Source organism: Prevotella falsenii DSM 22864 = JCM 15124 (assembly GCF_000613945.1).
In the GTDB taxonomy this organism is placed as follows: domain Bacteria; phylum Bacteroidota; class Bacteroidia; order Bacteroidales; family Bacteroidaceae; genus Prevotella; species Prevotella falsenii.
In genome coordinates, this window is record NZ_BAJY01000007.1 from 81,443 (window position 1) to 108,330 (window position 26,888).

Here is a 26,888-nt window from a genome sequence, read left to right on the forward strand (position 1 = left end):
GCAAGTTGCAAGGAAACAAGGGTTTTCGTGCAATTTTCAGCTTATTATATCCGGTGGTTCGAATATTTTGCCAACACATAGGCGCAGCGTCGCCACACCATTGCACCCATATTTTAATGTACGCACGCAGGGTATGCGTGCAATTCCGACAGGAAAAGGAAACCAAACGATGTTCTTTTCCTGAATTGTTGTGTCCGTCAGCCCGGTAGAACAGGCAATATCAAGGACACACCGCCTGCGTTTTAATCCCAATTATACAGACTTATAAATCAAGAAAAATTAATATTTTATTTTTATTATGAAACAAACAAAACTTTTATTTTCATTGTTGTCTGCTGCCCTTTTATCGGGTTTGCCTATGCTGACGATGGCACAGGGGCAGGACGCCAACTATAAATGGAACGGTAATCCGATAGCTTCGGTAACGTCTGCCACCGATGACGACATAAAGACGGTCTACCTTTACAATGTAGGAACCGGCAAGTTCCTGAACGCCGGCAGCTATTGGTCTACCGTAACGGTGGGCTATAGGATTGGAATGGGCATCAATATCACGAACTCTGCCACCGCTTCCGGCAAGTACCAGATGAACGGCGACACACAGACAACCGAAGGACAGAAGATTGCTTTCGGGCGTAAGATGGACACACCGGGACCCGACAACCCCGAAAACTACAACCACGTATATGTAGACAGAGGGTCAATGCATAACGGACACGTAAACGGTATTCTCGATTGGAGTTTTGATGAGACCGCCGCCGGTAGCAAAACCTACATCATTCATTTCGTTAATGATGAAGATTCGGAAGGCATGGGAGGAAAAAGATACCTGCGATTGAACCCCGGCAACGGAGAAGCTAAGCTGACAATGGAATATCCCAACAATGTAAATAGAAACGACCCGTACTACCAATGGAAGATTGTAACCCGAAAAGACCTGAAAGATGCTTTCAAGGCAGCGTTTGCTTCCGATGAAGCACCTGCCGATGCTACTTTCCTGATAGAAGACCAAAACTTCAGCAGAAGCCATAAAGCGATTGCTAAATGGGTAATCTCCAGCGGACTGACAAGTAAGCCTACGGACAACAATTATAGTTTCCTCTCTAACGAAGGCACTTATTACGTCGGCATGGGGTCTGCCAGAAGCGACCGTTATCAATCCAAATATGCAGCCTATTGGATAGGAAATATCCGCAATATCGGGGACAACAACCACGCCAACGGCACTGTAACGCAGACCGTCAAGATACTGAAAAAGGGCTGGTATGTGCTCTCTTGCGACGGATTTTACAATGCCGACAATGGCAGCAACATGGTATCGTCGTTCTTTGCCAAAGTAAACGGCACCACTTCGGGCGTGTCTAACGTGTCGGCAGTGCTCAATAGATTTAACGATGAGTTTAGTTACACTGTGGAAGAACTTACCAAAGTCTATGGCGGTGATGATGTGAATACAGAAAGTCCCTATGTAAAGGCAGGCAAACTGTTCGACGATGGCAAGTACAGTAACTCGTTGATGGTTTATGTACCGGCCGACAACACCGACCTGAAAATCGGTGTCGAGGTAACCGGTTCGACCGGAAGGCTCGACTGGACAACCTTCGACAACTTCCAATTGAGGTACTGTGGCGACCGCGACATGGTGCTCGACGAGGCGCAGACTTCGCTCGACTATCTCAGAAAGCAGGGTCTTGCCCCCAACAGTGCCTATACGCTGATTTTAAAACGCACGATGACGCCCAACCTATGGAGCTCTATCACCCTTCCTGTTGCCCTCACGGCGGCACAGTTCAAGACTGCTTTCGGCGACCATGCTAAATTGGCACGCCTGAAAGGACAGGACGAAAACATTCCAACCCGTATAGATTTCGAGTCGGTTAGTTTGTCGAACGATAACGCAACCGTTATCGAACCGAGCAAACTCTATATCATGAAGTCTGTTAAAGCAGCCAATGTTGCTACCGGAAGTTACGAGAAAACCCTCAACGACCATACCAAAATCACGGTTACGGCACCGTATTTCACCATCAACAACGTAGTGCTTACCGGCATGCCGAGCGAGACTTTTGCCGAAAGTTCTAAGTCTACCACCACCGAAGCGGGCAATATTCAGTTCTGCGGTACGCAAATCAACCAAACCACAAAGTTCGTTCCTGCCCACTCGTATGTATTGGGAGCGAAGAACGGAAAATGGCATTACACGTCGTCTGCCCTGCCGATAAAGGGTTTCAGATGCTGGATAGCTACCAATGTAAACGGCACAAGTCCTGCAAAAGACCTCACTTTTGCCATCGACGGCACCGTAGAGGGCGACGTTACAGGCATAGAAGGCATAGAGAGAGATTTACCGCAAATGCGTATGAACGGCGCAGTCTACAATCTGCAAGGGCAGAAAGTGGCTGACAACGCAACAGACCTGAACAGTCTGCCCACCGGTATTTACATCGTGAACAACAAGAAAGTATTGATAAAATAACCCAGAAATATGAGAAGAAGATATATAATTCCTGAAACCGGGCTTTATTCTACCGACATAGAACAGGAGCTACTGGTAAGATTTTCACAAGTAGATAACGATGGCGACGGTAAAACCGACCAGCGACCTATCATCGACGGCGACCCCGAAGATGGCGAAATAGGTGGCAAGGGAGGCTGGTTCGATGACGATTTCGACTATTAGGCAACGCCTGCACTTATTGAAAGATGAATATAACATTCGGATATGTCTCACCGCATCGGCGGTGAGACTTTTTTTATTTTACCCGTTTTATAAGCCGAAAAAGTGTAAATATTATTCGCAATAGCATCTGCCGCCTAACCTTCTCGTTATCAACGCGTTGCAAAACCTATTGTTTGGCGTTCTTAAACCGTAGGTTTTGCAACGCAAAACCTACGCTTTTACCGTGCAAAACCTACGGTTTCGCAACGCCAAACCGAAATCATCACTTTTTAACAGAATAATCTTTACAAAACCAAAGCTGTTTTTCGGCACCGGTCTTGAGTATCGACAAGCATTTTGGGGTTTAACAAAAAACAGCTGAAAAATTTGGATTTATCAATTTTAATATCTATTTTTGCTGTCAAAAGCATATTTAAGATACTACTAATAGATACACTAAAATTATTTTAGAACTCATATTCCCCTTTGTATATAAGGGTTTTCTATGCAAAACTTAGTGCGATTTTATCGCACCGGTACTAATTGTTTAATATAAATACTGTAAACTATGATGTCAAAAAAACTCTTTTTATTGGGGGGCATGATGGCAGTGCTGTTCATGCTACCTACTGAAAGTGTCGCACAACACCATTTCAGTAAACCACCGCTAACGCCTAAAAAAGTGCGGCAACTCACAAAAAAAGAAGTGATAAGCTATGCCGGAACGCAAATCGCTGCGCCGGCAAACTTCGTCGGGCAACGTTCTTACACCGAGCAATCGCCCATTCCTTGGCTGAACAAAAAAAGCCATGCGCTCAACAAACCTATTATTACGACGCCCGACGGAACACAGCTTTGGGGAAACGTCATATATGCAGACAGTTGGAAAGAGAGTTCGGAACTTCCACCTACGGGTATGTACAGCTTTACAGCAACGGAAAATCCGGTCATGACGCCGATGGTATAGTCAATTTTCCTGCTGCTACCGGAGGAGGAGTCTATTATGATGGGAAACTGAAATATCTGTATTACCTCAATTCTTACGGATACGTCATCATGTTCCTCTATACGTATGATACCGAAACATGGCAGATGCCGACCAATCCGGTGCAAATTCAGACTTACGAGTTTTACGCCGTTTCGACCACTTACGACCCGATAACCAAAAAGGCTTACGGCTGTTACTACAACCAAGACGGAACGCAGTTGGAGATAGCACAGGTGGATTACGAAACCATGACGCACACAAAGCTCGCCGCCACCGATACCACTTACTACGGTTTCGCTGCCAATAAACAAGGAGAAATATATGCCATATCGGAAGGCGGAAACCTGTATAAGGTAGATAAAACCAATGGTGCTGTAACAAAAATCGGCTTTACAGGCGTTAAACCCGATAAGTATGTACAGAGTGCCGCTTTCGATATGAGGACCGGAAAGCTCTATTGGGCTTCGCAAGAAACAAACGGTTCGCACCTTTACGAAGTAAACACGCAGACCGGAGCAGCAACACGCATCGGCAGTTTCCCAGACCATGAAGAGGTAACATGCCTTTACGTACCATGCCTTTGGCAGAAGACGGAGCCCCCGCAGTGGTTACCGACCTTGCACTCGCATTCGACAATGCTTCTAAAAGTGGCAGCGTAACTTTCAAAGCTCCTTCCAAAACATTCGCAGGAAATCCGCTCACGGGTAATCTCACATACAGAATAAAAGCCGACGGCAACGAAGTCGGGATAGGCAGGATAGAGGCAGGCAAAACCGTAACAGCCAATGTTACAGTACCTTCTACGGGCGATGTGCTGTTTACGGTTACGACCGAAAATGCCATCGGAGTAAGTCCGGAAGTGAAACAAAAGGCATGGATAGGCTACGACATACCGGCTTCGCCCGTTGTAACATTAAAAATAGGAGCAGACAACAAAGCCACTGTGTCATGGACAGCTCCCGAAGGACTGCACGCAGGATACCTCGGTGCATTGAAGTATGACGTGGTGCGCTATCCCGACAGTGTGAAAATAGCCAATCAAACAACCGCAACGACAATATCCGACCAACTTTCCGTCGGTCAGCTGAAAGCCTATTCGTATGGCGTTACCGCTTTCACAAACGAGACAAAGGGCGAAACAGGAATGTCAAACTACGTGGCTATAGGCAATCCTATCGAAGTTCCTTACTTGGAAGACTTCAGCGATGAGGGTTCGTTTGCCCTATATACGGTTATCGATGCCAATAACGACGGCAAGACGTGGGAATGGTTTGAGGGTGCTGCAGGAACCAATGCCAACAAAGAAAAGGCTGCCGACGACTGGCTCATAACGCCGGCTGTTCACCTTGCACCCGGCTATCTGTATAGTGTATCTCTCAAAGCCCGCTCAACATTTGCTACCTTCCCGGAACGCTTCGAGGTGAAGTACGGAAAAGGAAATACCATTGCCGACATGACAACCGAACTTGTGCCGGAGGAACAAATCAGCACGCCGAAGTACAAAACATACGGCAAAGAGATTGTCGTTACCGATGATGGAAACTACAATTTCGGTATCCATTGTGTAAGCGAAGCGAATATGTACAGCTTGCTAATCGACAGTATCAACATTGTAAAGAAGGCATCTCTTGCCGCTCCCGACTCGGTAACGAACCTTGTTCTTACGCCGGGCGACATGGGAAAGATGGAGGCAACGATAGCATTCCGTACACCGACACAAACCATTGCCGGAAATTCTCTGAGCAGTTTGACTAAGATTGAGATACTCCGCAACGGACAACTCATACACACTTTCAACGCTCCTGCAACGGGAACCCAACTGTCTTATAAAGACGAAGGTGTTACATTAAACGGCATCAACAAATATACCGTCATACCTTACAATACGGAATCGGCAGGTCTTCAATACGAAACTTCAGCGTTCGTAGGCGAAGACGTACCTGCCAAACCTATGGCAAGGCTCATCGACGGACAAACGAAGATAACCATAGAATGGCTGGCATCGAGCATCGGAAAGAATGGCGGATACGTAAATGCCGACAAACTTAAGTACACCATCTATGCCATTGACAACAGCGGATATAATGAACTCATTGCCGAGAACATCTCCGGCACGAGCTACGATGTTCCTTTCAATACCGACGAAGGCGACCAACGACTCATTCAATACACCATTCAGGCAGAAGGAGTAGGGGGCAAAAGCGGATTTGTAGGAACGGAAGGAATCGTCGTTGGTGCTCCTTTCACCCTGCCGTTCCACGAAGGAGTACCGGGCGGAAAGATGACGATGCCGCTTTGGTGGATAGAATCGATGGACGACATGAACCCGTTCAGAATGTTCTATGGCATGTCTTCCGACGAAGACAACGGTTGTTTTGTATGGTATTCTATGAAGGAAAACGAATGGACATCTATGAATACGGGAAAGATAAAGACAGCCGGCGGAGGCTCGAACCTCAGTCTTGCCTACGACTACTATGCACTGCCGGGCAGAAACGTAAGTCTTGCCATAAAGGCACAGAAGGCTGACGGCACGGAGGACGTGCTGCGCGAGATAGACTTCAGAAAACTTACCGGAGGCGAAGCATGGGCGACCGACATTGTGCCGCTTGCGCAGTATGCTGCCGAGCGATACGTCATACTCAAGTTCAAGTACACCAGCAACGAGAAGAGGCTGCAGCTCTATTTAGACAATATCAGCGTGCTCAATTTGGACAACAACAATCTCAAGGTGGCAGTAGATGCACCGGAGAAAGCCACTTCGGGCACGACAGCCGACTTCAAAGTACGCGTTGAGAATACGGGTAAAGCCGTTACGAACGGCTATCGACTGACTGTAACCGTAGACGGAAAAACTTTCAAGGAAGAAAACAACGAGTCGCTTGCTCCGATGAAGCACCGCGACGTTCGCATGACTATACCTATCGGTGCAGCCGAGCAGGGCAAGAAGGTTGTCAGCGTGGGCATCGACTACACCGACGACTATGCCGACGACAATGTGGCAGTAGCCAATATCAACGTTGAACCGTCGAAACTGCCACAGCCGAGAGCCTTCGAAGCCAAAGCAGAAGACGGGAATATTGTCAGAATGACGTGGCAAGCCCCCATGGAAACAACCGAAACGGGAACGGAAGACTTCGAGGCATACGCACCGTGGATTATGGAAAACATTGGCGACTGGACGGTAATCGACGGCGACAAACTTGAGACTTATAACGTTTTCCAAAACACTTCATGGCCGCATATCAACGAGCCACAGGCGTTCCTTGTTTACAATCTTGCCAACTTGGGATACGATGTAACTCAAATAAACCCCGACCATGTGCCCCACAGTGGCAATCAATGCCTCATCAGCGTCAATGGAAACGGAGTAAACGACAACTGGCTCATCAGTCCGTTGCTTTCGGGAAAAGCACAGAAAATAAAGTTCTACGCATCGAGCATGAACCCCAATTATCCCGAAACATTCGAGATTATGTACTCTGCAACGGGCAAGAATACCGAAGATTTCAAGAAGATTGCAGACTTCCCCGATGCTGAAGGAGGTTGGAATGAATATTCCGCAGAGTTGCCCGAAGGTGCGAAATACTTCGCCATTCGCCTGATTTCCAACAACCGCCTTGCCCTTTTGGTAGACGACATCACCTTCGAAGGTGCTGCCATCAACCCGACCGGCTACAACATTTACCGCGACGGAAACTTACTGAAGACGATGAATGCCGAAGCCCGTGCAGCCGAAGACCATACCGACCGCAACCATACTTACGGACTTACTGCCCTCTATGCCAAAGGCGAATCGGTGCCGGTAACTTCTAATGTTACTGCCATTACCACCATCGAAACCGCTAACGGCCGGCACTATACGGTTTACACGCTTGACGGAAAGCACGTAGGAACCCGGCTTAATTCGCTCAACAGCCTGCCTTCCGGCGTCTACATCGTCAATGGAAAGAAGATTACCGTTAAGTAATCTTCCCGGCTGAAAGGTACGAAGAAAGTACGTACACCCATAAAAAAAATGCTAAAGCATTGCGCTTTAGCATTTTTTTGTTCTTGTTCTCCTTTGCCAATCCGCCGTGCGTAGGCACGTTGGTGGGTAAAGGCTGGGGGAAAGCGGCTTATCGCTTCATCATAAAGATTGGGCTGTCTGCGTTTTCAATGTCGTTTATGTGCAGACGCCGGTCCGGCGTAGCACCGTTTAGGCTGCGAGGGGCGTTGCCGTTATCTTCTTTCGCATTGCCTTGCCCTCCCGACTGGTCGATAATTCCGCTTGCATCTGTTGTATAATTCATTGTTACAGCCTTGCCTTCGGGTGTGGTCCAATTGCCTTTGAAGGTTATGTTGCCGTTGTCGAGGGTAACCGTTATCGAACCGCCGCTGAAGAACCCATAGGCTTCGTAACCCTCACCGTCGAACACTTTGTAGAACGAACCCATCGGATAGAGCCTGCCGCTCCGCTTGTACATCATTCCGCCGATATACTTTCCTTGTTCGTAAACGGCTCCGCCAACGGGCATCACCACGTCGTACGTTCCCACGATGGTATTTATGTCCATGGGCACGGCGTATTTTGTCAGGAGCACAAGGTTGATATAATCGCCCGCACCCACAATAAATCCTTCGCCATCTACCTCGCAATTCAAGAACGAAAGGGCGTAGTCGCAGTAGTTGTCGGTAGCTCTGACATACCTTCCGCTCATGCTTTTAGGGGCGAAGGCTACGTTTTCCGTTATCGAGTTGTAGCTCTCGCCCTGCGCTTTGTTCACGAAAGTGAGGTTTCCGTCGTATGCGAAGCGTATTCTTCCGTGTTCTCTCAGCTCTCCTTCCACCAATAGTTGGTAGGTGCCGTCGGCTTTTTGCTCTACATTCAGGGTACACATCTTCAGCGAATCGAGAAATCCGTCCACCTGTCCGGCATCGTTCACCTTGTTGGTTTCTATGTAAACGCTCTGCTTGCGGTATATTCCGGCTTCGCCGACGTTCTCCACCAACGAGTAAGTTCCTGCCGGAAGTGCGGCTTTGTCGGCATTTTTCGATGCTGCCGCCATTACCGTCAGTCTTATGTCGTGCTTGTTAATCTCTGTCGGCAGACCGCCTTTGGATAGGTTTCCGTCGCACAAATGAATTGTGTATGCGGCTATATTGTCCTTTACGGTTCCGTAGTAGATGTTGTAAGTGTTGGTTGCTTTCACGTCGGCATAATAGGTGGAAACTTCTTTTTTGTCGAAAGTTATTTCCTCAACGTCGTTGCATGGGATTTCTTTTACTTCGCCCGACTTCATGCGTACTTTCATTAACCAGCTGTCTTGAGCAAGCGATGTCGTTGCGATACAGCACGCGGCAAGTGCCACGAAAGCTTTTTCTTTCATTGGTTGTTGCTTTAAAAATTTTATAGTCTAATTATGTTTTTGCAAAAATGCGTTAGTTTTATACTTTAATGGGCAGAATAGCACCATACAATAAATATACTTTTGTGCAAAGAAAGCGATTAACGGCGGTATAACCAAATGTGCCGAGTTAAAAAATACTAACTTGCGATGCAAGGAACATGATAAATCACACCCCTGCAACGCAGCAACGGTAATAACAAATCTAAGCCAATGCGTCCTAATGAACCGATTTGGGTTTATGGTTAGAATAGCTGACGTTTTTAGCAAAAAACACTCTGATTTTGTAAGAATAATTCCGTTAAAAAACGATATAATCGGTTTTGCGTTGCGAAACCGTAGGTTTTACAACGCAAAACCTACGGTTTTACCGTGCAAAACCGTAGGTTTTGGAATGCGAAACAATAGGTATTGCAATGTGTTGGTAGTTAGATAGTTACACGAAACAACTTCTTCAGAAAAATATTTACAATTATTATGGGTCTTTGAACCCCTTTTCAGCCTGTTTTATTCAGTCGGAAACACAACATCGTCAGGGCATTTCGCCTTGCTTGACAGGCAGGTCGGATTTGCTCGTAACATCTTCGGCAAAGTGTTCTCGTTGTATGCTTGAAATACTTCTGTAACATGCTGTGGTTGTTCGGAAAACTTACGGAAAGTTGAAGAACATCAATCTTTTTCCCCATTTCGTTTGTGTAGTTGAAATAATCTTTCTATTTTTGCAAAGTGGGGTAGGTATTTACCCGCAAGAAAACCAAATCTAAAAGCATATCATGCCTTACACCTTGTTTTAGTATAGCATAGGGTGGGGCAGCAAAGCAGACAATGTCCGGAAATAGAAAGAACAATCTGAGGAGTCCACAATAAAATGCCTGTACGATGAAAAAACTTTCAACGATGCTTCGTGCTGCATTTCCTTCTTCGCAGCAATGCCTGCCACAGCACACAAAGCTGAGGCTCGACACCGCTTGCACGGACAAGTTGTGGGGGTAAAGCAAAATAACTTTAAACACATAGATATATGGAAATCAAACGAAACCTATTTGCAGCCTTTGCGCTACTGATGCTCGTGCCAACCTTTACATGGGCGAAGCCGCGCACAAAGGCAGAAATGAAGCGAACGGCACTAAGCGCAATCAACCTGCAAGTTGCTGAAAGCAAACACAATCTGCGTGCACCGCAGCAGGGAGGCACAAAGGCAGCGAGCCAATTGCGCGAACTGAAGCGCACCGGCACATACACCGTATTCGGCTATAACGACGGCGGCTTTGCCATTATTGCGGCTGACGACCTTGCGCCGGAGCTGCTCGCAGTGTCCGACACTCGTTTCGAGCAATCGGACAACCCCGGTCTGAACTGGTGGCTGAAGGCTGTAGACGAAGTTATCACCACTGCCGTGAAAATCAACAAGCCGCTGGAAACAGTGTCGCCCGTATTGAAAGGCTATCCTGCAGAGGTGTCGCCGATGATTACAACCAAATGGGGACAGCAGGCACCATACAACAATTTGCTGCCCAGCGCAAAGAGCGGCAGACTGCTTACGGGCTGTGTGGCAACGGCAATGGCGCAGGTGATGAACTTCTTTGCCTATCCGGAACACGGCAGGGGCGAAAATACCATATACTATCCTTACGGCGACACCAACGGTGCGGCTATCTCTGCCGACTTCACCAATACGACATACGATTGGGCAAACATGAAGGACGACTACAAAACAGGCTATACCGATGTCGAAGCCAAGGCTGTGGCAACGCTCATGCTCCACTGCGGTGTAGCTTCCGACATGCACTATGGCGGTCCCGACAAAGGTAGCGGCACCGTTATGCCTGAATGTGTGAACGGCTTGAAACGTTTCTTCGGATTTACCGAAGCCGAAGCCATGTCGCGCTCTAAATACAACGCAGGACAGTGGATGGAACTTGTTTTTACCGAACTTGCGAAGGGTCGCCCCCTCATTTATAGCGGTGTAAGCCCCGGTTCTACGGGCATCGACGCCGGACACGCATTTGTTCTGGACGGCTATAACAGCAGTGGCTTGGTGAGCGTGAACTGGGGTTGGGAAGGAAAAGATAACGGATACTTCAGAATAGACCTACTGAACCCGAACTACATGTACTCGTTTAAAGACCACCAAGAGTTTGTTCGGGGTGTCTACGGACCTGAGAAGCAGCTCGAAAAGCGCACCATCGAACTCCCACAGGCAGGCGTATTGGGCGAGAAAATCCCTGCAAACATGCGCACGAAGATTAGCGACCTCACCCTGAAAGGCAACATCAACGCTGCTGACCTCAAGGTTATTCGCGAAATGGCAGGCTGCGACGATGCCGGCAAATCTACACGTGGCGAACTCTCAATGCTCGATTTGAAAGAAGCACGGTTTGTCAGCGGCGGTGGCATTTACCTGCAAGATGGACAGCTTACCACTGCCGACGACAACCTTCCGGAACGTTCTTTCTACGGCTGCAAGAGTCTGAAGAAAGTTGTTCTGCCATCTGTCATCAAGACAATCTCCGACGGCACATTCGCATACTGCCGCTCGCTCGAAACCGTAGAGAACCTACCAACTAACGGCGGCGACAATTTCGTTTACGACGGTGGCGTGTTCTATAACAAAGAACGCACCGAACTCATCAGCGTAATTCCGTTCACGCAAGACGACATCACCGTTCCGGAAGGCGTAACCACCCTGCACAACTATGCCTTTGCAGGTTGCAAAAACTTTAAGAAAGTCGTGCTGCCCAAGACACTTGCCGCCTTTGGCAAAGAAAGCATGGCAGCTTGCGCCAGCCTGACCGAAATAAAGATATTTGCAAAGCAGCCCCCAACGCTGGGCAAAGAGGCATTCCGCGATACCCGCACCGATGCTATCCGCCTGTTCGTTCCGGCAGGAAGCAAGGCAAGCTATAAGGGTTGGGCAAACATAACCGCCAAGAACATACGCGAATTTGGCACGATGCTCATTGTTCACGATGCGACACGCAAGTACGGCGAACCCAATCCGAAGTTCAATTACACCGTCCGTGGCGAGTTCCCGGAGGGCAAACCGGAAATCACTTGCGAAGCAAACGAGAAGTCGGCAGTAGGCAAATATGAAATCCGTATCGACTATGGCACCCTCACCGACAAGTCCATCGAACTCGTAGGGGGCACGCTCACCGTCGAGAAAAACGTCCTCGCAGTCAGCGTCGAAGACGTTATCCGTGCCGTAAACACGCCTAACCCGGAATTCGTTCTCCACTACGACGGCTTCAAAAACGGCGAAACCGAGCAGGTGCTCACCGTTCGTCCGACGGCAACCACCACTGCCACCGAAGACAGTCCGATAGGCGAATACGAAATAACCGTTAGCGGTGGCGAGGCACAGAACTACACCTTTACTTACACGAATGGTAAGCTCAAAATTGTTTCTCCTGCCGACGGCATCTCTCCTGCCGAAGCCTCTGCAACCGCAACTCCGCAGCCTGTCTACTCGGTTTCAGGCACAAAGGTAGGCACAACCGCAACCCTCTCTTCTCTTCCTCGCGGTGTTTACGTCGTGAACAAGAAGAAGGTAGTTGTGAAATAAGCGACACCGGTTGCCCCCGCCACTGCCAAAGCTCCGGCTTATCGGAAGAAAGCAGTTGTGAAGTAAGTGGCAACAATTGCGTCCTCCACTGCCAAAGCTCCGGCTTGTCGGAAGAAAGTAGTTGTGAGATAGGAGGCACCGGTTGCCCGATGTAGGTTTCTTATCATGAGACAGCGATAATCTCATTATGATACAGCGATAATCTCATCGTGCAATAACTACGAATTATACCCAACAAAAATGCTAAAGCCCCTCGCTTTAGCATTTTTTTATGTGTTTACCACCTATCACCTTCAATCATCTTTGTTTTTTAACGTGAGTTCGGCGTAAGAGTTACGCCGGAATATTATTCATTAACGTGAGTTCGGTGTAAGAATTACGCCGTCGTCCTAATGAACGGTTGGGGTTTAACCTTCCTTTTGCACTTCGTCTTTAATAATGGCAGCGATGCTTCTATCAGGCGTTCGAGCGGCACACCGCTTTTTTCGCTCATCATCTTCACATCGGCGCGCGACACAATGAGCTTGCCCAAGGGCGACTGAAGCATGCGGAAGGCTGACGCAATCTCGGGTAAACGCTTTTTCAGGAAGGGATATTGCTTTAAAAGCGTTTTAAGTTTGGTGTCCGGCGTTATGGTTGTAATCGGCTCTGCGCTGTCCTCCGAGTCGGTATCGGCTGCCGTTTCTGTTTCCGTAGATACCGTTTCTTCCTCCGTAGGTGCCGCTTGTGCCGCCTTGTCGGTGGCTGCATTGCCCTCGTTTGCCCAAGTCAGCAACGTCTGACTGCCCTCCAATTCACGGATATGCGTGCAGTCCTGCATAATTTCCAGTACACCTCTGAAGCGTCCCTGCTCGTCTCTCACAGCCACATAAACAATGTAGAGGAACACGCCGGGCTTGTTAATCCAGAACTCCGCCTTCTCTTGTTCGCCGCTTTTCAGCTTGTCTATCACTTCGCGAACAATGTGCGCGCTCTTCTTGGGGTGGCAGTTCATCACCTCACGCCCTATCACATTCTTGCTTCTCGGGAAAATTCGGTGCTCCGTATCCGAGTAGAAACAAACCAATTCGTTCTCGTCTACGAACGAAATATCGAAGGGCAGATGCTTGTATATCAGGTTGATTTGCTCCAAAGAGAGCTTGCCGGTGGTTACGTCGAGCTTGTCTTGAGGGGCTGCACCATACCCGTATTTCGCCAAAAGTGCCTGCAAATCCTGTGCAAATCCTGCACCGACGGTGTCTTTAGGCGCAGCCGCTGCCGCTTTTGGAGTGTGCTCCACGGTGAAGAAAGCAAAGCCAATCTCTTGGTCGCCCTCCTTCATTTCTTCAAATTCGGCATCGTTTATGAGCACCATCGACGTAGGATAGAGAATTACTTCCTCCTTGTGCATCAGGTCGCGGGCATATTCCAACAGTTCCTGCTGCTTGGCAACGAAAGCTTCTTCCTTGTCTTCGGCAAGCAAAGTCGCCGACTCTCTGATGATGTCGCGCACGAAATCGTCGAACGTCCACATCACGGTCGTGGGGCGCGTAAAACCTTTCTGCTCCAACACCGGATAGAGTTGGTTTTGCTTGCGCTTGAAGTGGAGGGGGTATTGGTTGAGTTTTTCGTATATTTCGAGCCATTGATTTTTAATCACAGGATACTGAACCAAGTCTTCAACGGCAAGCAGCAGCTTTCGCATCTCGTCGTTTTCGCGGTAGTATTGCGCAATGGGGTGGTCGTCGGGCAGCTCCGGACGCGAGTAGTCCATAAAGCCGTCGAGCAGTTCCAGCGTCTTTGTCATGTTCACCCGAATACATTCGTGGTCGTCTTCCTCCACCATTGTCTGTTCTATCAGCGCAATGTGGAAAGGCTTTATCTTGCCCACCTGCTCGCCAAAGGTTTTCCGTGCCTCTTCGAGCGTTATCTTTCCGGTTTCGTACAGCTCCTCTATTTCAAGGATTTTATCTAACTTTTCCTGTTCTATTTTTGGCAGATTTGCCTTCATTTTGTGCTCCATCTGTAAGTCGTTTTTAATATTCGCACGACAAAGATAGCACCTATCGGCGAACGAACAGAGTAACATTTGTGCCTTTACGATATTAAAATAAGTTAAACCCCAATCGGTCGTTAGGACGCATTTGCTTATCTTTGTTATTACCGTCATGCTTCCTTACCGGTTTCGTCCGCTTGCCGGCATCTGCGCAGCCATTACATCTCGACGTAGCCCGATACGCTTTCGGAATACGAAACAATAGCTATTGCAATGCACTGATGAGCAGAGCGTTAATCGATAGCTGTGCTTACGAAAAGTATTTACGCAACGATAACCTTACTCCTGCATTATCGTTTCCGGACAAAGCCCCATGACGGCAACTATAATCCTGCCGTGAGGAACTTTCTCAAATGAAGGTGGGTTACACCGTTATCGTCTGTCTTGCTTACCAATGGTGTCATCGAAATTACATACTTGGGGTAGTTGTCCTTAATCGAATGAAGATTACCGAACTCACGTTCGCGGGTTGTTGCATCGGCAATAATATACGAGACTTGCACGTACACTCTGTAACCGCCCGGCTTGTTGCATACAAAATCGATTTCACCGGCCTGCAACTGTCCCACAGTTACCTCGTATCCTAATCGCACCAAATGGTTATAAACAATGTTTTCTATCACCTTTTCTATATCGCCCTCTCTCGATTCGCCGCCAAGCGCGTTACGAATGCCGTTATCTTCAAAGTAGAATTTGTCGTTACTCTCAAACAATCGTTTCCCGTGAATGTCGTATCGGTTCACCTTATGAATGATATAGGCATCGCAAAGAAACTTCAGATAATTGATAATAACGGTAGAAGTTATTTTCTCGTCCTGCGATTTCATATATTTTGCAATGCTGTTGGCTGATATTATCTTACCGGTATTGTCTGCCAAGAAACGCACAAGATTTTCGAGAAACGGCACATTGCGGATTTGGTTACGCATAATTACGTCTTTCAACAGCACCGTATGATACACGTCCGTCTGATACTCTCGGGCATCTTCTTCATCGAGTCCCATCTTCAAAAGTCCGGGTAATCCTCCCAACTGAATATACTTTGCCAGTGTATCGTCCGTATCGGGCAATTGGTGGAACTGCATAAACTCCGTGTAACTTAGTGCCTGAACGTAGATTTCCTTATAGCGTCCGCCTATGAGCGTACTTAAATCGCCACTCAGAATCTTTGAGTTGGAACCCGTAATGACTATTTCTATATTCGGTTCCTCGTAATAACTGCGCACGCTTCTTTCAAATTCATCGACATCTTGTACCTCGTCTACAAGGATATAGTTCGTCTTTTCCGCATCAAGATGTTCATCAACATAGGCATTCAGTTCCTTGTATGTCTTGATGTCGTCAAACTCTTTCTTCTCCTTATCAATATAAATGATGTTGGCATTGTCCGATATTTCCACCTTGCTTTTAAACAGACGCAGAATGGAACTCTTGCCAACACGACGCTGCCCCGTCAAAATAATGATGGTATCTTTGCCAAGATACTTCTCTATTTTGTCCAAATAACTTTGCCTAACTATCTCTTTCATATCTTCTATAATCTACAAACACTGCAAATATACTAATTTTATCTTTTATAAAAGATGAATTTACGGAATATTTAAGTTTTATCCATTACAAACGCAAATAAAGCAAACGATTGGAAAGAAACACAAGATGGAGATGCTATGTTCCCACTAACCACCCATACCAATGCCTTTGCAGCACTGAATTAAAATAAACTTCGCCACCTTGTAAAAAAACTGTTGTGATTTATTTTCTTTACAAAATAAATTCCGTAATTTTGCTTTCGTTTATTGGAAACATCAGCAAAGCAAATTAATGTAGAACTTAAACTAATATTGAAATTATGAAGAAAAACTTACTCAGTGTAACGCTTGCCTTATTGTTTTCGGCAGTTTTCTCTGTCGGTGCGGGCGCAACGAACAGCGGAGACGACGAAACCGTAAGCGCAGATGTATTTCTGTTTCGTTTCAATCGCGACAAAACCGCGTTCTCTCTGTGGTTTTGCCACCGCGCCCAAGCCACAATGACGCTGCCCGACAAGGTTTATTACGACAGCCAAACGAAGACTGCCGACCTTAAACCCTTCGGAAAAGCCAAGGCTTACCCGGTAGAAAGGATAGGAGAACGTACGTTCAGAGGTAACTCTGAAATACAATCCATCACCCTTCCGGCCTCTTATCGCAATGTTGAAGGCACAGCCTTCATGAATTGTCCGAACCTTAAAACCTTTGTAAGTTTAGGCAAAGACGTTATTTACGATAAGAGTGTATTTGCCGGTTGCAGTGCTTTGGAGAACGTAACCATAAACGCGCAAACCATTGGTGCCCACATTTTTAACGGCTGCGAAAGGCTTGTCAGTCCGCATATTACGGGTACTTTAGACCACATTCCCGACGCTGCTTTCGAGAAAAGCGGCATCAGAAACATCAACTTTCTGCCTCAAAGCATTACCGCTATCTGGCCCGGTGCTTCAATGAGTCAAAGTTAGAGGGCGACCTTGTGCTTCCGGCACGTTTCGCAGTCATAGGAAACGGTGCCTTCGCATTGACGAATATCAGGAGCGTAACTATTCCCGAAGGTTACAGGGAGCTAAGAGACGGACTTTTTGCAGGCTGCAAATCGCTCACCAAAGTGTCGTTGCCAAAGGGTTTGAAAACCATTGGCAGCATGCAATTCTCCAATACGGGCATCAAGCAAATCTATATTCCGAACTCGGTAACCGACCTCGGACCGTCGTCATTCTACAACTGTTTTAGTCTTGACTCGGTTCATCTTCCCGACAATTTGGAAAAGTTGGCAGTTGCAACCTTTCACAACACAGCACTCAAACATATTTATCTGCCGGCTTCCATAAAGAACATAGAGCGCAACTGCTTTGAACTTTGCCGGCAACTCACAGATATTTACTGCTTCTCTGCAACTCCTCCCACAGCCCACGAATACAGTTTCACCGACTACGACAAGCCTACAATCCACGTTCCTGCGGGCAAACTGGCTGCCTATAAGAATGCTCCGATATGGAAGAAGTTCAAGAAATTCAAGGAAATGTCGGCTGCAGCAACCGATATTTCAACCACTCGTTCAGATGTATTGAGCCTACGCCGTACAGCTGACGCGGTGCACGTCAGTGGCATACCGACCGGTACTCTCGTGCAAGTCTATGCGCTTAACGGACAACTGATAGCCGAAACCGTCAGCCGAAACGCCGAAACCGTTCTGCCGGTAAGCACGGCATACCCCGTTATAGTGAAAGCAGGCACGCAGACAGTAAAGCTGAAATAAACCGTAACCCATGCTTGAACCCCATATAATAAAGGTCGGAACAATGCCATTCCGACCTTTTTTTACTTCACGTGAGTTCGATGCACGCTTCGCTTACAACAACGAAGATAACCTATTCATCAGCGAATTGGGGTTAAATGCGCAGGTAGAACGTTGCTCTGCCCATACTTTTTGCAGCCGTCATCGTTTTTTTTGCGCTATTTCTTGTTACTTTCTTACTTATTTGGTAACTTTACACACAATATACAAACTACCTGTTTATGCTACCTATTGAATATAGTTATACCTTGTGCATGTCGCTTTCGCTCTTGCTTTTCTTCGGCGTGAGCTTCATTGTAGGCAGATTGCCCGACCGCGACATTTTTAAAAAGTATCGCCGTTCGCGCACCATTATGGCTGCGCCCTGCTGTTGCTTTCTGCCAACTACTTGATACACCTCACCTTCAGTCCGCGTTTTACCGATTCAACGTTTGCTATTTTCATTAATCTTTGTACCTATTCGCTGGCTGCTTGGTTCTTCGGCTCGGCTCTGGTGATGCTCCTTGTGAAGAACTTCGTAACGCAACGACGCTTCATTTGGCACATTGCCGGCTGGTTTGTCTACGTTGCTGTTGCCACAACACTTTTTCTTTTGCTGCCCAAAGGACAGCCACGCACTTGGCTGCTCATCGGTATGGCAGCCGCCTTTATGGCCTATTGCTCGTGGTTGGGTACGATACTGCTGCGTGCCTACCGCCATGCCGTGCGCACGCTCGACGACTATTACTCTGACGAAATTGCGGTGTATATCCGCTGGATGTCCGTCTTTACTTATTGGGCAGTGGGCTACGGCATCAGTCAAGGGTTTCTTACGTTCATTCCCGACCGCTATGTGGTGCTGTGGCTCCTGTCTGCCATACCTTTTTTCATCTATCTTTATGTTTCTTATAAGCATTATGTGCTGTTCTACGAGAAGGTGGATGTGGCGATAGAAAACGATGAGGAACGGGAAGATTTTGCCGAAACGGACTTCTTTCCTCCGTCTGCCGACGAGCCCGCCGAAGACGAACAGGAAGACAAAAAGCTCGAAACGCTGACGCAGGCGTATAGCAACGAGCGAATAGCGGAAGGACTGGAGCGGTGGATTCAGCGCAACGGCTTTACGCAGAATGGGCTTACGCTCGCCGATTTGGCGCACGAACTGTACACCAACCGCACCTATCTGTCTACTTACATCAACGGGCATTTCCACATGTCGTTCCGCGAATGGATAGGCAGCCTGCGCCTCTCGTATGCCAAGAACCTGCTTCTGAAAGAGCCGAACCTTTCTGTGGGCAAGGTTGCACAGCGTGCCGGGTATCAGTCGTTGTCGCATTTCACATCGTCGTTTACCAAGTCGGAGGGACAGGCACCGAGCAAATGGAGAAAGGAAGCGTGGCTGGCTGCCGCTGATTCGTAAGGCTTTATTCTGTAAAGATAATTCTGTTAAAAAACGGCAATTGCGATTTGGCGTTGCGAAACCGTAGGTTTAACGATGCAAAACCTACGGTTTAACCGTGCAAAACCTACGGTTTTGGAACGCGAAACAATAGGTTTTGCAATGCGCTGGCAGTCAGATGGTTATACGATAGCTACGCTTGCGAAAAATGTTTACGGTTTTATGGGCTTTTTTTATGCTTTTTCTTGGTTTCGTTTACGTATTTCTTGGCTTCTTTTCGCTTTATAAACAACATGGAGTCGATATAGGAATTTAAGTCAGAAGAGGCTTCGCCTGCTTTCCGGTGATAAGCATATTAATCCCGAAGAGGCTTTGGTTGCTTTCCGGTGATAGGCATATTAAGCCGTAACCACCTTATTTATATATACAGCCTTTTATGTTTATCTTCTTTTCAAAACCGCAAATGTGCCGAAAACCATAAGTTGTTGCCGTGCTTTTTCCCTATTTGGCAACGATAAGAACGGTTTTTTTAATTTTTTGATAAATATTTCTAACGAAACGATGGTTTTATCAAAATAATTCTGTATCTTTGCAAATAACACATGGTACTGTTTAAAGAAAGGAGTAAAGAAATGACAAATAAACTATTAAAATATTGTTTTGTTGTATTAAAAGAAAGACAAAAATGTATTCATTAGTGCCGTAATAATTCAATACGGCGCATTAACTTAAAATTCATAGTTATGAAAAAACTTTTATTTTTAACCGTTGCAGTTGTACTGGGCATGTCAGCCCATGCGCAAACGAGAGAATTTAAGCAAGTCCTAAGTACAGCAGGAAATGCACAGTCGTTCACTTCATATAAGGCGCAGCTGCCCAAGAAGATAGACCTGCTGCCAATCAGGCTTGGTGGGGATATGGTAAGGAAACCGACAAGCGTACTGCACTCGGCACACAAAGAGCCGAAACTTACGATGCTGCTTTCTTCGTTGCCCCCGGCAATAGTGCTGTTGTGGGAAAGACCATCAAGGCAATTCGCCTCTATCTCCGCGATAAAGTGAACACAAAAGACCTCAAGATATGGATTTCAAAGAGCCTGCCTGCAGACGGCAGCAAGGCAGACTATGTTCAGAATGTTGATATATCGTCTCTGAATGCGGGCGACGAGGGCGAGGAAAAAACAGGACTTGCCAACGACATCGCACTCACCACACCATACACTGTAGGTGCTGAAGGTGTCTATGTAGGTTATTCTCTCACCATTACCAACGCTTTAGCCGTAACAAAGTTCCCTCTCGTTATATCTGACGGTAATATGCAAGCTAATAGCCTCTTTGTTCGCACCTCGGTTTCTGTAACCGATTGGACTGATGCTACGGGCGATTTCGGCCCTTTGTATGTATGGCTGCTCGTAGAGAATACCGACCCGGCAGGCATTGGAGGTATATCTGAGAACACCGGCGAACTGCAGGAAGTGGCACGTTACACCGTAGACGGTCGCAGAATCAGTACTCCGCAGCGCGGTCTTAACATCGTTAAGATGTCCGACGGCTCAACTGCCAAGGTTTTGGTAAAGTAAACATAAACGCATAAGGCATCTGCGAGATGCCATAAACAAAAGGGAAAGCCCCGACCGAATGCAAGTTTGGTCGGGGCTTTTTAAGCTTAATCGGTTATTCATACACTCAAAATATAAGCGTGTGGGAACGTGGGTTACAGCATGCGAAGGAATGTTCGGCAGACTTATGCACTCAAAATATAAATGTGTGGGAAGGTGGGTTGCAGCATGCGAAAGCAGGTTCGGAAGACTGTTTCGCAGGTGTTTTTAAAGCAAGTCGGCTGATGAACCGGTGAGGGCTTTTCGGTTTCACCTTGTAAAGATAATTCCGTTAAAAGACGGCAACTGCGTTTCAACACTGCGAAAGCGGCTGCTTTGCGATGTAAAACCTACGGTTTTACCGTGCAAAACAGCCGCTTTTGAAATACAAAACAATAGTTTTCTCAATGCGCTGATAGCGGGAAAGTTATGCGATAGTTGCGCTTGCGAAAAATATTCACGCTTTTCTTGCGGCGGTTTATCGCATTTCTGCCACCGACAAGACTATCTTCTGCCACCGACAAAGCTATTTTCTACCACCGGTGAAGCTATCTTCTGCCACCGGCGAGGCTATGCGTTGGGGGTTGCGAACGTTATGGTTTACGTTCCAACGGTTTAGTAAACCTTTATTTCCTGCTTACCTTCCAATGCCGCCAAGGCGTTCTCTGTGAGGGCGAGCATTTCGTCCTGTCCGGGATAAACCACCACGGGGGCGAGGTAGCTGATGCGCTTTTTCAGTTCGCCGACAAGGTATTCGCTGTAACACATACCTCCTGTGAGGATTATGGCGTCTATCTTTCCGCAGAGCACAGCACCTTCGGCAGCAATTGCCTTCGCCACATTCCATATCATGGCAGATATGATGAGCTGTGCGTGGTCGTCGCCCGCATCGATGCGTTTCCTAATTTCGCGGAAGTCGTTGGTGCCCAAATGTGCGAGCAAACCGCCTTGCGAGCATATTTTCTTTATCATTTCCTCCTCGCTGAGACCGCTGTGGTAGCACAGACGAACGATTTCCAGCATCGGCAACGTGCCTGTACGCTCCGGCGAGAACGGTCCGTCGCCCGACAAAGCGTTGTTGGCATCGATGGCGCGCCCTTGCTGATGGGCTGCAAAAGAGATGCCGCCACCGAGGTGAGCAATAATAAGGTTCAGTTTGTCGTACGATGTATTGTGTTCGCGTGCATAGCGGCGACCCACTGCTTTCTGGTTCAGTGCGTGCCAAATGCAGATGCGCGGCACTTCGGGCAGTCCTGTAATGTGTGCTTCGGGTGCCATTTCGTCCACCACGCCGGGGTCGGCAATGAAGCTCTGACAGCCGGGTATCATCTCTGCAATCTCGTATGCCAGCTTGCAACCGAGGTCGCACGGGTGTTGGTGAGGAGCTGTTCGCTGGTCTTCAATCATCTCCGGGCTAACTCTGTACACACCGCTTTCCACGGGTTTTGCCAATCCGCCGCGCCCTACGACAGCATCGAAGTCGAGCGGAATGTTGCGCCGTTCAAGTTCCTGCAATATGTGTTGCTTGCGGAACTCGTATTGGTCGAATATGGTATGAAAGTGTTCAAGGTCGCAACGCGCGTGCTTAACATCTTCTACGAAAAGCGGTTCAAGGTCGTGGGCTACTGATATTTTGGTAGAAGTAGACCCCGGGTTAATCGCTAAAATCTTGTATGCCATATAGTATTATTTGTTTGGTTTAGAGATGATGGTGGCGAGTGCCATACTGTAAAACTTCGATGTTACGGTGTCGCCGCGGCTTGCCAGCACCACAGGAACCTGCGTGCCCTGCAACACGGCTGCTGTTTCGGCTGCTGCAAACAGAGTAATGGCTTTGTAGAACACGTTGCCTGCCTCGATGTCGGGGAAGATTACGGCGTCGGCTTCGCCCCCTATGGGCGAGTCAATCTTCTTGTCTGCCAATGCTTCTGCCGAGCACGACGTCTTCAAATCGAGCGGTCCGTCTACGATGCAGTTGCCGAAAGCACCGTCGGCAGCCATCTTTTTCAGTTCCAAATAGCCTTCAGTGTAAGGGAAGTGCTTTCCGTCGGGCTTTTCAGAGCAGTGAATGAGCGATATTTTAGGCTGCTCGATGTGGAACGCATGGCAGAAATCGGCAATGTAGCGTATCTGTGCCGTGCGCTGTTCCTGCGTGGGGTGGGGGATAACGGCAGGGTCGGTAAAGAACAAAAGTTTCGGATAGGTGGGCAGTTTGGCTGCGTGATGTGTGTCAGCACGCTGCCTTTGGGCAATATTCCCTTTTCTTTGTCGAGAATGGCACGCAGCAACACGTCGGTATTCACAAAGCCTTTCATGAGCGCATCGGCACGTCCTTCCCGCACAAGTGCCACTGCCTTTTCGGAAGCGTCCTGCGGGCTGTCTGCCAAAAGTATTTCATACTTGCCGTTATACTTTTCGGCTGTCTGCTGCGAGCACACCAGAATGGGGTTTGCAAACCCGGCTTTATGTGCCATTTCTACAGCTTCGAGGGTGTGGCTGTCTTCCGCCCACACTACGGCAACATTCTTTTTGTTGCCTGTTTCGTTCAGGTTTTCCACCAATTGGGAAAAGTCTGCAATTCTTTTCGTGTCGTTTTTCATTTTTTCCTTTTTTCTTTTTGTGAAAAAATTCCTCTCTTGTTCTACAACCGCAAAGATACAAAAAGGTTATTTATTCAACAAAATTCCATTTTACAAAATATGTTTTTTTTGATATTTTAACCCAAATCGGGCATTAGCGTCCTTAATTGCTTTTGTTCGATTGTTGAGCAGATGTGCCGGCATTTCATCGAAGGCGTAGCGGGCTACGTCGAGATGGAATGGCTGCGCAGATGCCGGCAAGCGGACGAAAGCGGTAAGGAAGCATAACGGTACTAACAAATATAAGCAAATGCGTCCTAATGCCCGATTGGGGTTAAAGAATTTGAAGCAGAGCATTCGCAGTATTTTAGTATTTCGGAAGATATACGTAACAAAATGAAGACATACGGCTATATTATTTACTTTTTGTTATTTGTCGATTTGCTTTTTGTTTCTTCTCGGTTTGCTTTTTGTTTCTTCTCGATTTGCTTTTCGTTATTTGCCGATTTACTTTTTGTTATTTCCCGATGCTGAACTTTTTCTCTTATTTTGTAAACATTATTCTGAAGAAAAATGATAATTTCGATTTGGCGTTGCGAAACCGTAGGTTTTACAACGCAAAACCTACGGTTTAACCGTGCAAAACCTACGGTTTAAGAACGCGAAACAATAGGTTTTGCAACACGCTGACGGACAGATGGTTACACGATAGCTACGCTTGCGAAAAATGTTTACACAAATTGCAGGTTTTTGAAGTATTTTTCCGACCATTTTGCACAACCCGAATTTGAAAGTCTCCGAATAGTTTCGGTTTTATGCACAGAGCGGTTCGGTTTAGTTGCTGCGGCTTTAACAAACTGTTGCCGTTGCACCCTTTAAATGCTTTCATAGTGCGTAAGGACTGTTTGCAAACCTTACAGAATGTATAAAAATATCAATATTTTTTAGCTTTTTGTTTGCATGGTTGAAATAATATTTATACTTTTGCAAATGCCGGCAGCCTTTACCGAGAAGACAGACAAGTTGAAAAAGCATATATCGGCTTATACCTTATTTATATATAACATAGGGCTTATTTATATATAACATAGGGCAAGGCAGAGCTATTACCGGCAATTTAAAAGCGGAAAAAGCAATCTGATAAATCCAAATTTAAATATTTATACGATGAAAAAACCTTTTATAACGCTCGTTGCTGCCATCGCGTTCTTTGCAGCAATGCCCGCAGAGGCACAGACGGCTGATGCAGAGTACAACCTGTACGGACATCTTGTGGGAGCAGACGAAAACAACGGTATCTATAAATTTACGACGGCGGCTGCCTCGCCCATGACGGTGGTGCAGAAAATTGCCTACTTGCCCTACTACGGCATCGTAAAAGTGAAAAATCGCTACTACTTCTTTGTGAACGACGACACGGGTTATGGGGCAGAAAAGTATATGTACATATACAACGCCGACGACTTTACGCTCATCACACGGCATAAGGTGCCTGCCGATATGGTATCTATCAGTTGTCCCATTGCCTACGACGAAAAGACCGACAAGGTTTATTCGGTTTACAAAGACGGCTATACTTACAAGCTCTGCACGCTCGATTTGGACAAGCACGAGCGCAAGGAGGTGGGCAAACTGGGCAGCAACTTCCTCGCAATGGCTTTCAACGGCGAAGGAAAACTTTACGGCATCAACTCGGCAGGCTATGTGGGAGAACTCTCAACCGCCGATGCCGCCTTCACCGAAATACTTTCGACGGGCATGAACCCCCTCTACCAGCAGTCGGCGGCATTCGCACCGGACGACAACAACACCATGTACTGGGCAGCCACGCTCGACGATTGGGGCGGCACACCGGGCATTTACAAGATAGATTTAAAGGCGAAAACCCACACCATGCTTCGCGAATTTAAGCACGAAGAGGAATTTGGCTGGCTCTATGTGGGCGATAAAGTGGCGGCAGAAGGTGCTCCGGCAGCCGCGACAGACCTTGCAGCGAAATTTGAAAAGGGCGAACTGAAAGGCAATATCGCCTTTACCGCGCCCGAAAAGACACACGGCGGACAGACGCTCGCAGGCGAACTTGCCTACAAAATCTTCGTAGACGGCAAGGAAAACACTCACGGCAGTACGCAAGCGGGCAAGGCAACCACCGCCGAAGTTACCACTACGCAAGGTCTGCACGATTTTGCCGTCGTCTTGAACAATGCGGAAGGCGATGGCGACAAAGCCGAAATAAAGAACATATACGTAGGGCACGACACGCCGAAGCAGGTGCAGAACGTGCGGCTTGTGCAGGGCGACGACGCCGAAAAGCTCACCCTGACATGGGACGCTGCCACCGAAGGCATGCACAACGGGTATGTAGACCCGGCGGAAGTGAAATACCAAGTGCGCAAAATGCCCGCAGGCGAAATGGTAGACAACGCTGCCACCTCGCCATACACCTACACCGTGGCGCAAGAGAAAGCCGAAAAATGCTTCTTCGACGTAACTCCCTACATCGACGAAGACCACAAAGGAGTGCCTACGGCATCGAACAAGATAATGATAGGCAAGCCTTTTGAAGTGCCTTACACAACCGGTTTCGATACCAACGACGAGGTGTTGCTCTTCACCACCGAGCACATCGGCGAAGGAAATGCCTACTGGGACTGGGACTACGAATATAAATTCATGAAGATATACAGTTCGACGGCACCCAAAAACGACTGGCTTTTCACGCCCTTTATTGCTGTAGAAAAGGACATGATATACAAGCTGACTTACGACGTGCGCACTGTAGGCACCGAAAAATATGAGGTGAAATACGGCTTTGCACCCGAAGCAGCAGCCATGACCCGGCAGTTGGTGGCAGACACCGAAGTGGAAAGCGACAACTTCGACACACGTTCCGTCGAGTTCACTGCCGACAAATCGGCTGCCATCTACATCGGTTTCCATGCCAACACCACCGATGTGGAGAAAGGTATGAACCTCTATCTCGACAACATACGCTTGGAAAAGGTGGGTGCAACCGCCATCGGCAGTACGCCTGCCGCCACCGCTGCCATTGCCCGACTGCGCATTGCCGACGGAGGATTTTATGTTCTCGACCGCGACACCCGCGTCAGCGTGGTGCGTACAGACGGCACCGTCGTGCTCGACCGCACCCTTCAAGTCGGACAGCACGTAGCCCTGCCGAAGGGCATCTACCTTGTGCGCATCGCCGGCATCACACACAAGGTGGTGGTGAAGTAGGGTTGGGCTGACCGCGCAACCATTGCCGTTCCCCCTGCCAAGCGCAAACAACCAATATAAATACTGTGTAAGACGCCCCTCGCTGCTGCCCCTGCAGTCGGCGTCAGGCTTCTTGCACAGCCTATAACCATTTTTT

General features: G+C 47.7%; 22 protein-coding genes and 1 pseudogene. 15 read left to right on the forward strand and 8 right to left on the reverse strand.

Features of this window, described 5'->3' with window-relative positions:
• Window positions 1-298: 298 nt before the first annotated feature.
• From JCM15124_RS04375 to JCM15124_RS04395, 5 genes are all read left to right on the forward strand, one after another.
• A complete protein-coding gene (locus JCM15124_RS04375; protein ID WP_024998451.1) occupies window positions 299-2,476 on the forward strand; it encodes a hypothetical protein in 2,178 nt (725 codons plus the stop codon).
• A 9-nt stretch (window positions 2,477-2,485) separates the two neighbouring features.
• Window positions 2,486-2,680: a hypothetical protein gene (locus tag JCM15124_RS04380; RefSeq protein WP_024998452.1), complete on the forward strand. Its 195-nt coding sequence runs from the start codon at window positions 2,486-2,488 to the stop codon at window positions 2,678-2,680.
• Between the two features lie 547 nt (window positions 2,681-3,227).
• Window positions 3,228-3,626 carry a hypothetical protein gene (locus JCM15124_RS04385; RefSeq protein WP_156930659.1) on the forward strand — a complete coding sequence of 133 codons (399 nt, stop codon included), beginning with the start codon at window positions 3,228-3,230 and terminating at the stop codon, window positions 3,624-3,626.
• Window positions 3,542-4,306 (forward strand): hypothetical protein, encoded by a 765-nt coding sequence (locus JCM15124_RS04390; protein ID WP_156930661.1) that lies wholly within the window; start codon window positions 3,542-3,544, stop codon window positions 4,304-4,306. Before JCM15124_RS04385 ends, JCM15124_RS04390 begins: the two co-directional genes overlap by 85 nt.
• Entirely contained in the window at window positions 4,228-7,617 is a 3,390-nt protein-coding gene (locus tag JCM15124_RS04395; protein ID WP_198019119.1) for a choice-of-anchor J domain-containing protein, read from the forward strand. Before JCM15124_RS04390 ends, JCM15124_RS04395 begins: the two co-directional genes overlap by 79 nt.
• 148 nt (window positions 7,618-7,765) lie before the next feature.
• On the opposite strand, the gene JCM15124_RS04400 is transcribed toward JCM15124_RS04395, so the two are convergent.
• Window positions 7,766-9,016, reverse strand: a complete 1,251-nt coding sequence (locus JCM15124_RS04400) for a hypothetical protein (RefSeq protein WP_024998456.1) — start codon at window positions 9,014-9,016, stop codon at window positions 7,766-7,768.
• 1,039 nt (window positions 9,017-10,055) lie between these two features.
• Here JCM15124_RS04400 and JCM15124_RS04405 point away from each other — a divergent pair.
• Entirely contained in the window at window positions 10,056-12,599 is a 2,544-nt protein-coding gene (locus JCM15124_RS04405) for a C10 family peptidase (RefSeq protein WP_024998457.1), read from the forward strand.
• Window positions 12,600-12,637: 38 nt separating this feature from the next.
• On the opposite strand, the gene JCM15124_RS16920 is transcribed toward JCM15124_RS04405, so the two are convergent.
• A complete protein-coding gene (locus JCM15124_RS16920) occupies window positions 12,638-12,766 on the reverse strand; it encodes a hypothetical protein (RefSeq protein ID WP_262499264.1) in 129 nt (42 codons plus the stop codon).
• Between the two features lie 209 nt (window positions 12,767-12,975).
• Window positions 12,976-14,601: a DUF438 domain-containing protein gene (locus JCM15124_RS04410; RefSeq protein ID WP_024998458.1), complete on the reverse strand. Its 1,626-nt coding sequence runs from the start codon at window positions 14,599-14,601 to the stop codon at window positions 12,976-12,978.
• 131 nt (window positions 14,602-14,732) lie between these two features.
• Between JCM15124_RS04410 and JCM15124_RS15805 the strand changes: the two genes are divergently transcribed.
• A complete protein-coding gene (locus tag JCM15124_RS15805; protein ID WP_156930662.1) occupies window positions 14,733-14,951 on the forward strand; it encodes a hypothetical protein in 219 nt (72 codons plus the stop codon).
• A gap of 6 nt (window positions 14,952-14,957) precedes the next feature.
• On the opposite strand, the gene JCM15124_RS04415 is transcribed toward JCM15124_RS15805, so the two are convergent.
• Window positions 14,958-16,163, reverse strand: a complete 1,206-nt coding sequence (locus tag JCM15124_RS04415) for an ATP-binding protein (RefSeq protein WP_024998459.1) — start codon at window positions 16,161-16,163, stop codon at window positions 14,958-14,960.
• A gap of 320 nt (window positions 16,164-16,483) precedes the next feature.
• Here JCM15124_RS04415 and JCM15124_RS16445 point away from each other — a divergent pair, with 320 nt between their 5' ends.
• The 7 genes from JCM15124_RS16445 to JCM15124_RS16455 all read left to right on the forward strand — a co-directional run bounded on the left by JCM15124_RS16445 (window position 16,484) and on the right by JCM15124_RS16455 (window position 20,918).
• Window positions 16,484-17,128: a leucine-rich repeat domain-containing protein gene (locus JCM15124_RS16445; RefSeq protein ID WP_232220078.1), complete on the forward strand. Its 645-nt coding sequence runs from the start codon at window positions 16,484-16,486 to the stop codon at window positions 17,126-17,128.
• Window positions 17,129-17,139: 11 nt separating this feature from the next.
• Entirely contained in the window at window positions 17,140-17,922 is a 783-nt protein-coding gene (locus JCM15124_RS16450) for a leucine-rich repeat domain-containing protein (protein ID WP_232220079.1), read from the forward strand.
• Between the two features lie 260 nt (window positions 17,923-18,182).
• Window positions 18,183-18,353: a hypothetical protein gene (locus JCM15124_RS15810; RefSeq protein ID WP_156930663.1), complete on the forward strand. Its 171-nt coding sequence runs from the start codon at window positions 18,183-18,185 to the stop codon at window positions 18,351-18,353.
• Window positions 18,350-19,360: a helix-turn-helix domain-containing protein gene (locus JCM15124_RS13250; protein ID WP_051527356.1), complete on the forward strand. Its 1,011-nt coding sequence runs from the start codon at window positions 18,350-18,352 to the stop codon at window positions 19,358-19,360. Before JCM15124_RS15810 ends, JCM15124_RS13250 begins: the two co-directional genes overlap by 4 nt.
• Window positions 19,361-19,474: 114 nt before the next feature.
• Window positions 19,475-19,627 carry a hypothetical protein gene (locus JCM15124_RS15815; protein WP_156930664.1) on the forward strand — a complete coding sequence of 51 codons (153 nt, stop codon included), beginning with the start codon at window positions 19,475-19,477 and terminating at the stop codon, window positions 19,625-19,627.
• Window positions 19,628-20,082: 455 nt separating this feature from the next.
• Complete coding sequence (locus JCM15124_RS15820; protein ID WP_156930665.1) at window positions 20,083-20,400, forward strand: hypothetical protein; 318 nt, start codon at window positions 20,083-20,085, stop codon at window positions 20,398-20,400.
• Window positions 20,352-20,918 (forward strand): hypothetical protein, encoded by a 567-nt coding sequence (locus JCM15124_RS16455; protein ID WP_024998461.1) that lies wholly within the window; start codon window positions 20,352-20,354, stop codon window positions 20,916-20,918. The genes JCM15124_RS15820 and JCM15124_RS16455 overlap by 49 nt, the downstream gene beginning before the upstream one ends.
• Before the next feature lie 633 nt (window positions 20,919-21,551).
• On the opposite strand, the gene buk is transcribed toward JCM15124_RS16455, so the two are convergent.
• The 3 genes and pseudogenes from buk to JCM15124_RS13260 all read right to left on the reverse strand — a co-directional run bounded on the left by buk (window position 21,552) and on the right by JCM15124_RS13260 (window position 23,815).
• The gene (gene buk, locus JCM15124_RS04440; RefSeq protein WP_024998462.1) at window positions 21,552-22,616 is read right to left on the reverse strand and encodes a butyrate kinase; all 1,065 of its coding nucleotides are present in this window, start codon (window positions 22,614-22,616) and stop codon (window positions 21,552-21,554) included.
• A 6-nt stretch (window positions 22,617-22,622) separates the two neighbouring features.
• Window positions 22,623-23,536: pseudogene (locus tag JCM15124_RS13255) on the reverse strand (phosphate acyltransferase).
• A 90-nt stretch (window positions 23,537-23,626) separates the two neighbouring features.
• On the reverse strand, window positions 23,627-23,815 hold the full coding sequence (locus tag JCM15124_RS13260; RefSeq protein ID WP_156930666.1) for a hypothetical protein: 189 nt from the start codon (window positions 23,813-23,815) through the stop codon (window positions 23,627-23,629).
• A gap of 867 nt (window positions 23,816-24,682) precedes the next feature.
• Between JCM15124_RS13260 and JCM15124_RS04460 the strand changes: the two genes are divergently transcribed.
• Window positions 24,683-26,752, forward strand: a complete 2,070-nt coding sequence (locus JCM15124_RS04460) for a hypothetical protein (protein WP_024998463.1) — start codon at window positions 24,683-24,685, stop codon at window positions 26,750-26,752.
• Here JCM15124_RS04460 and JCM15124_RS16460 read toward each other — a convergent pair.
• Window positions 26,704-26,888: hypothetical protein (locus tag JCM15124_RS16460; RefSeq protein WP_232220080.1), on the reverse strand; the 185-nt coding region annotated here is incomplete at its 5' end. The genes JCM15124_RS04460 and JCM15124_RS16460 overlap by 49 nt on opposite strands.

Coding starts and splice junctions, on each gene's coding strand:
- JCM15124_RS04375 (WP_024998451.1), top strand. CDS start 299: ATGAAACAAACAAAACTTTTATTTTCATTGTTGTCTGCTGCCCTTTTA.
- JCM15124_RS04380 (WP_024998452.1), top strand. CDS start 2,486: ATGAGAAGAAGATATATAATTCCTGAAACCGGGCTTTATTCTACCGAC.
- JCM15124_RS04385 (WP_156930659.1), top strand. CDS start 3,228: ATGATGTCAAAAAAACTCTTTTTATTGGGGGGCATGATGGCAGTGCTG.
- JCM15124_RS04400 (WP_024998456.1), bottom strand. CDS start 9,016: ATGAAAGAAAAAGCTTTCGTGGCACTTGCCGCGTGCTGTATCGCAACG.
- JCM15124_RS04405 (WP_024998457.1), top strand. CDS start 10,056: ATGGAAATCAAACGAAACCTATTTGCAGCCTTTGCGCTACTGATGCTC.
- JCM15124_RS16920 (WP_262499264.1), bottom strand. CDS start 12,766: ATGATAAGAAACCTACATCGGGCAACCGGTGCCTCCTATCTCACAACT.
- JCM15124_RS04410 (WP_024998458.1), bottom strand. CDS start 14,601: ATGGAGCACAAAATGAAGGCAAATCTGCCAAAAATAGAACAGGAAAAG.
- JCM15124_RS04415 (WP_024998459.1), bottom strand. CDS start 16,163: ATGAAAGAGATAGTTAGGCAAAGTTATTTGGACAAAATAGAGAAGTAT.
- JCM15124_RS16445 (WP_232220078.1), top strand. CDS start 16,484: ATGAAGAAAAACTTACTCAGTGTAACGCTTGCCTTATTGTTTTCGGCA.
- JCM15124_RS15810 (WP_156930663.1), top strand. CDS start 18,183: ATGCTACCTATTGAATATAGTTATACCTTGTGCATGTCGCTTTCGCTC.
- JCM15124_RS15820 (WP_156930665.1), top strand. CDS start 20,083: ATGAAAAAACTTTTATTTTTAACCGTTGCAGTTGTACTGGGCATGTCA.
- buk (WP_024998462.1), bottom strand. CDS start 22,616: ATGGCATACAAGATTTTAGCGATTAACCCGGGGTCTACTTCTACCAAA.
- JCM15124_RS04460 (WP_024998463.1), top strand. CDS start 24,683: ATGAAAAAACCTTTTATAACGCTCGTTGCTGCCATCGCGTTCTTTGCA.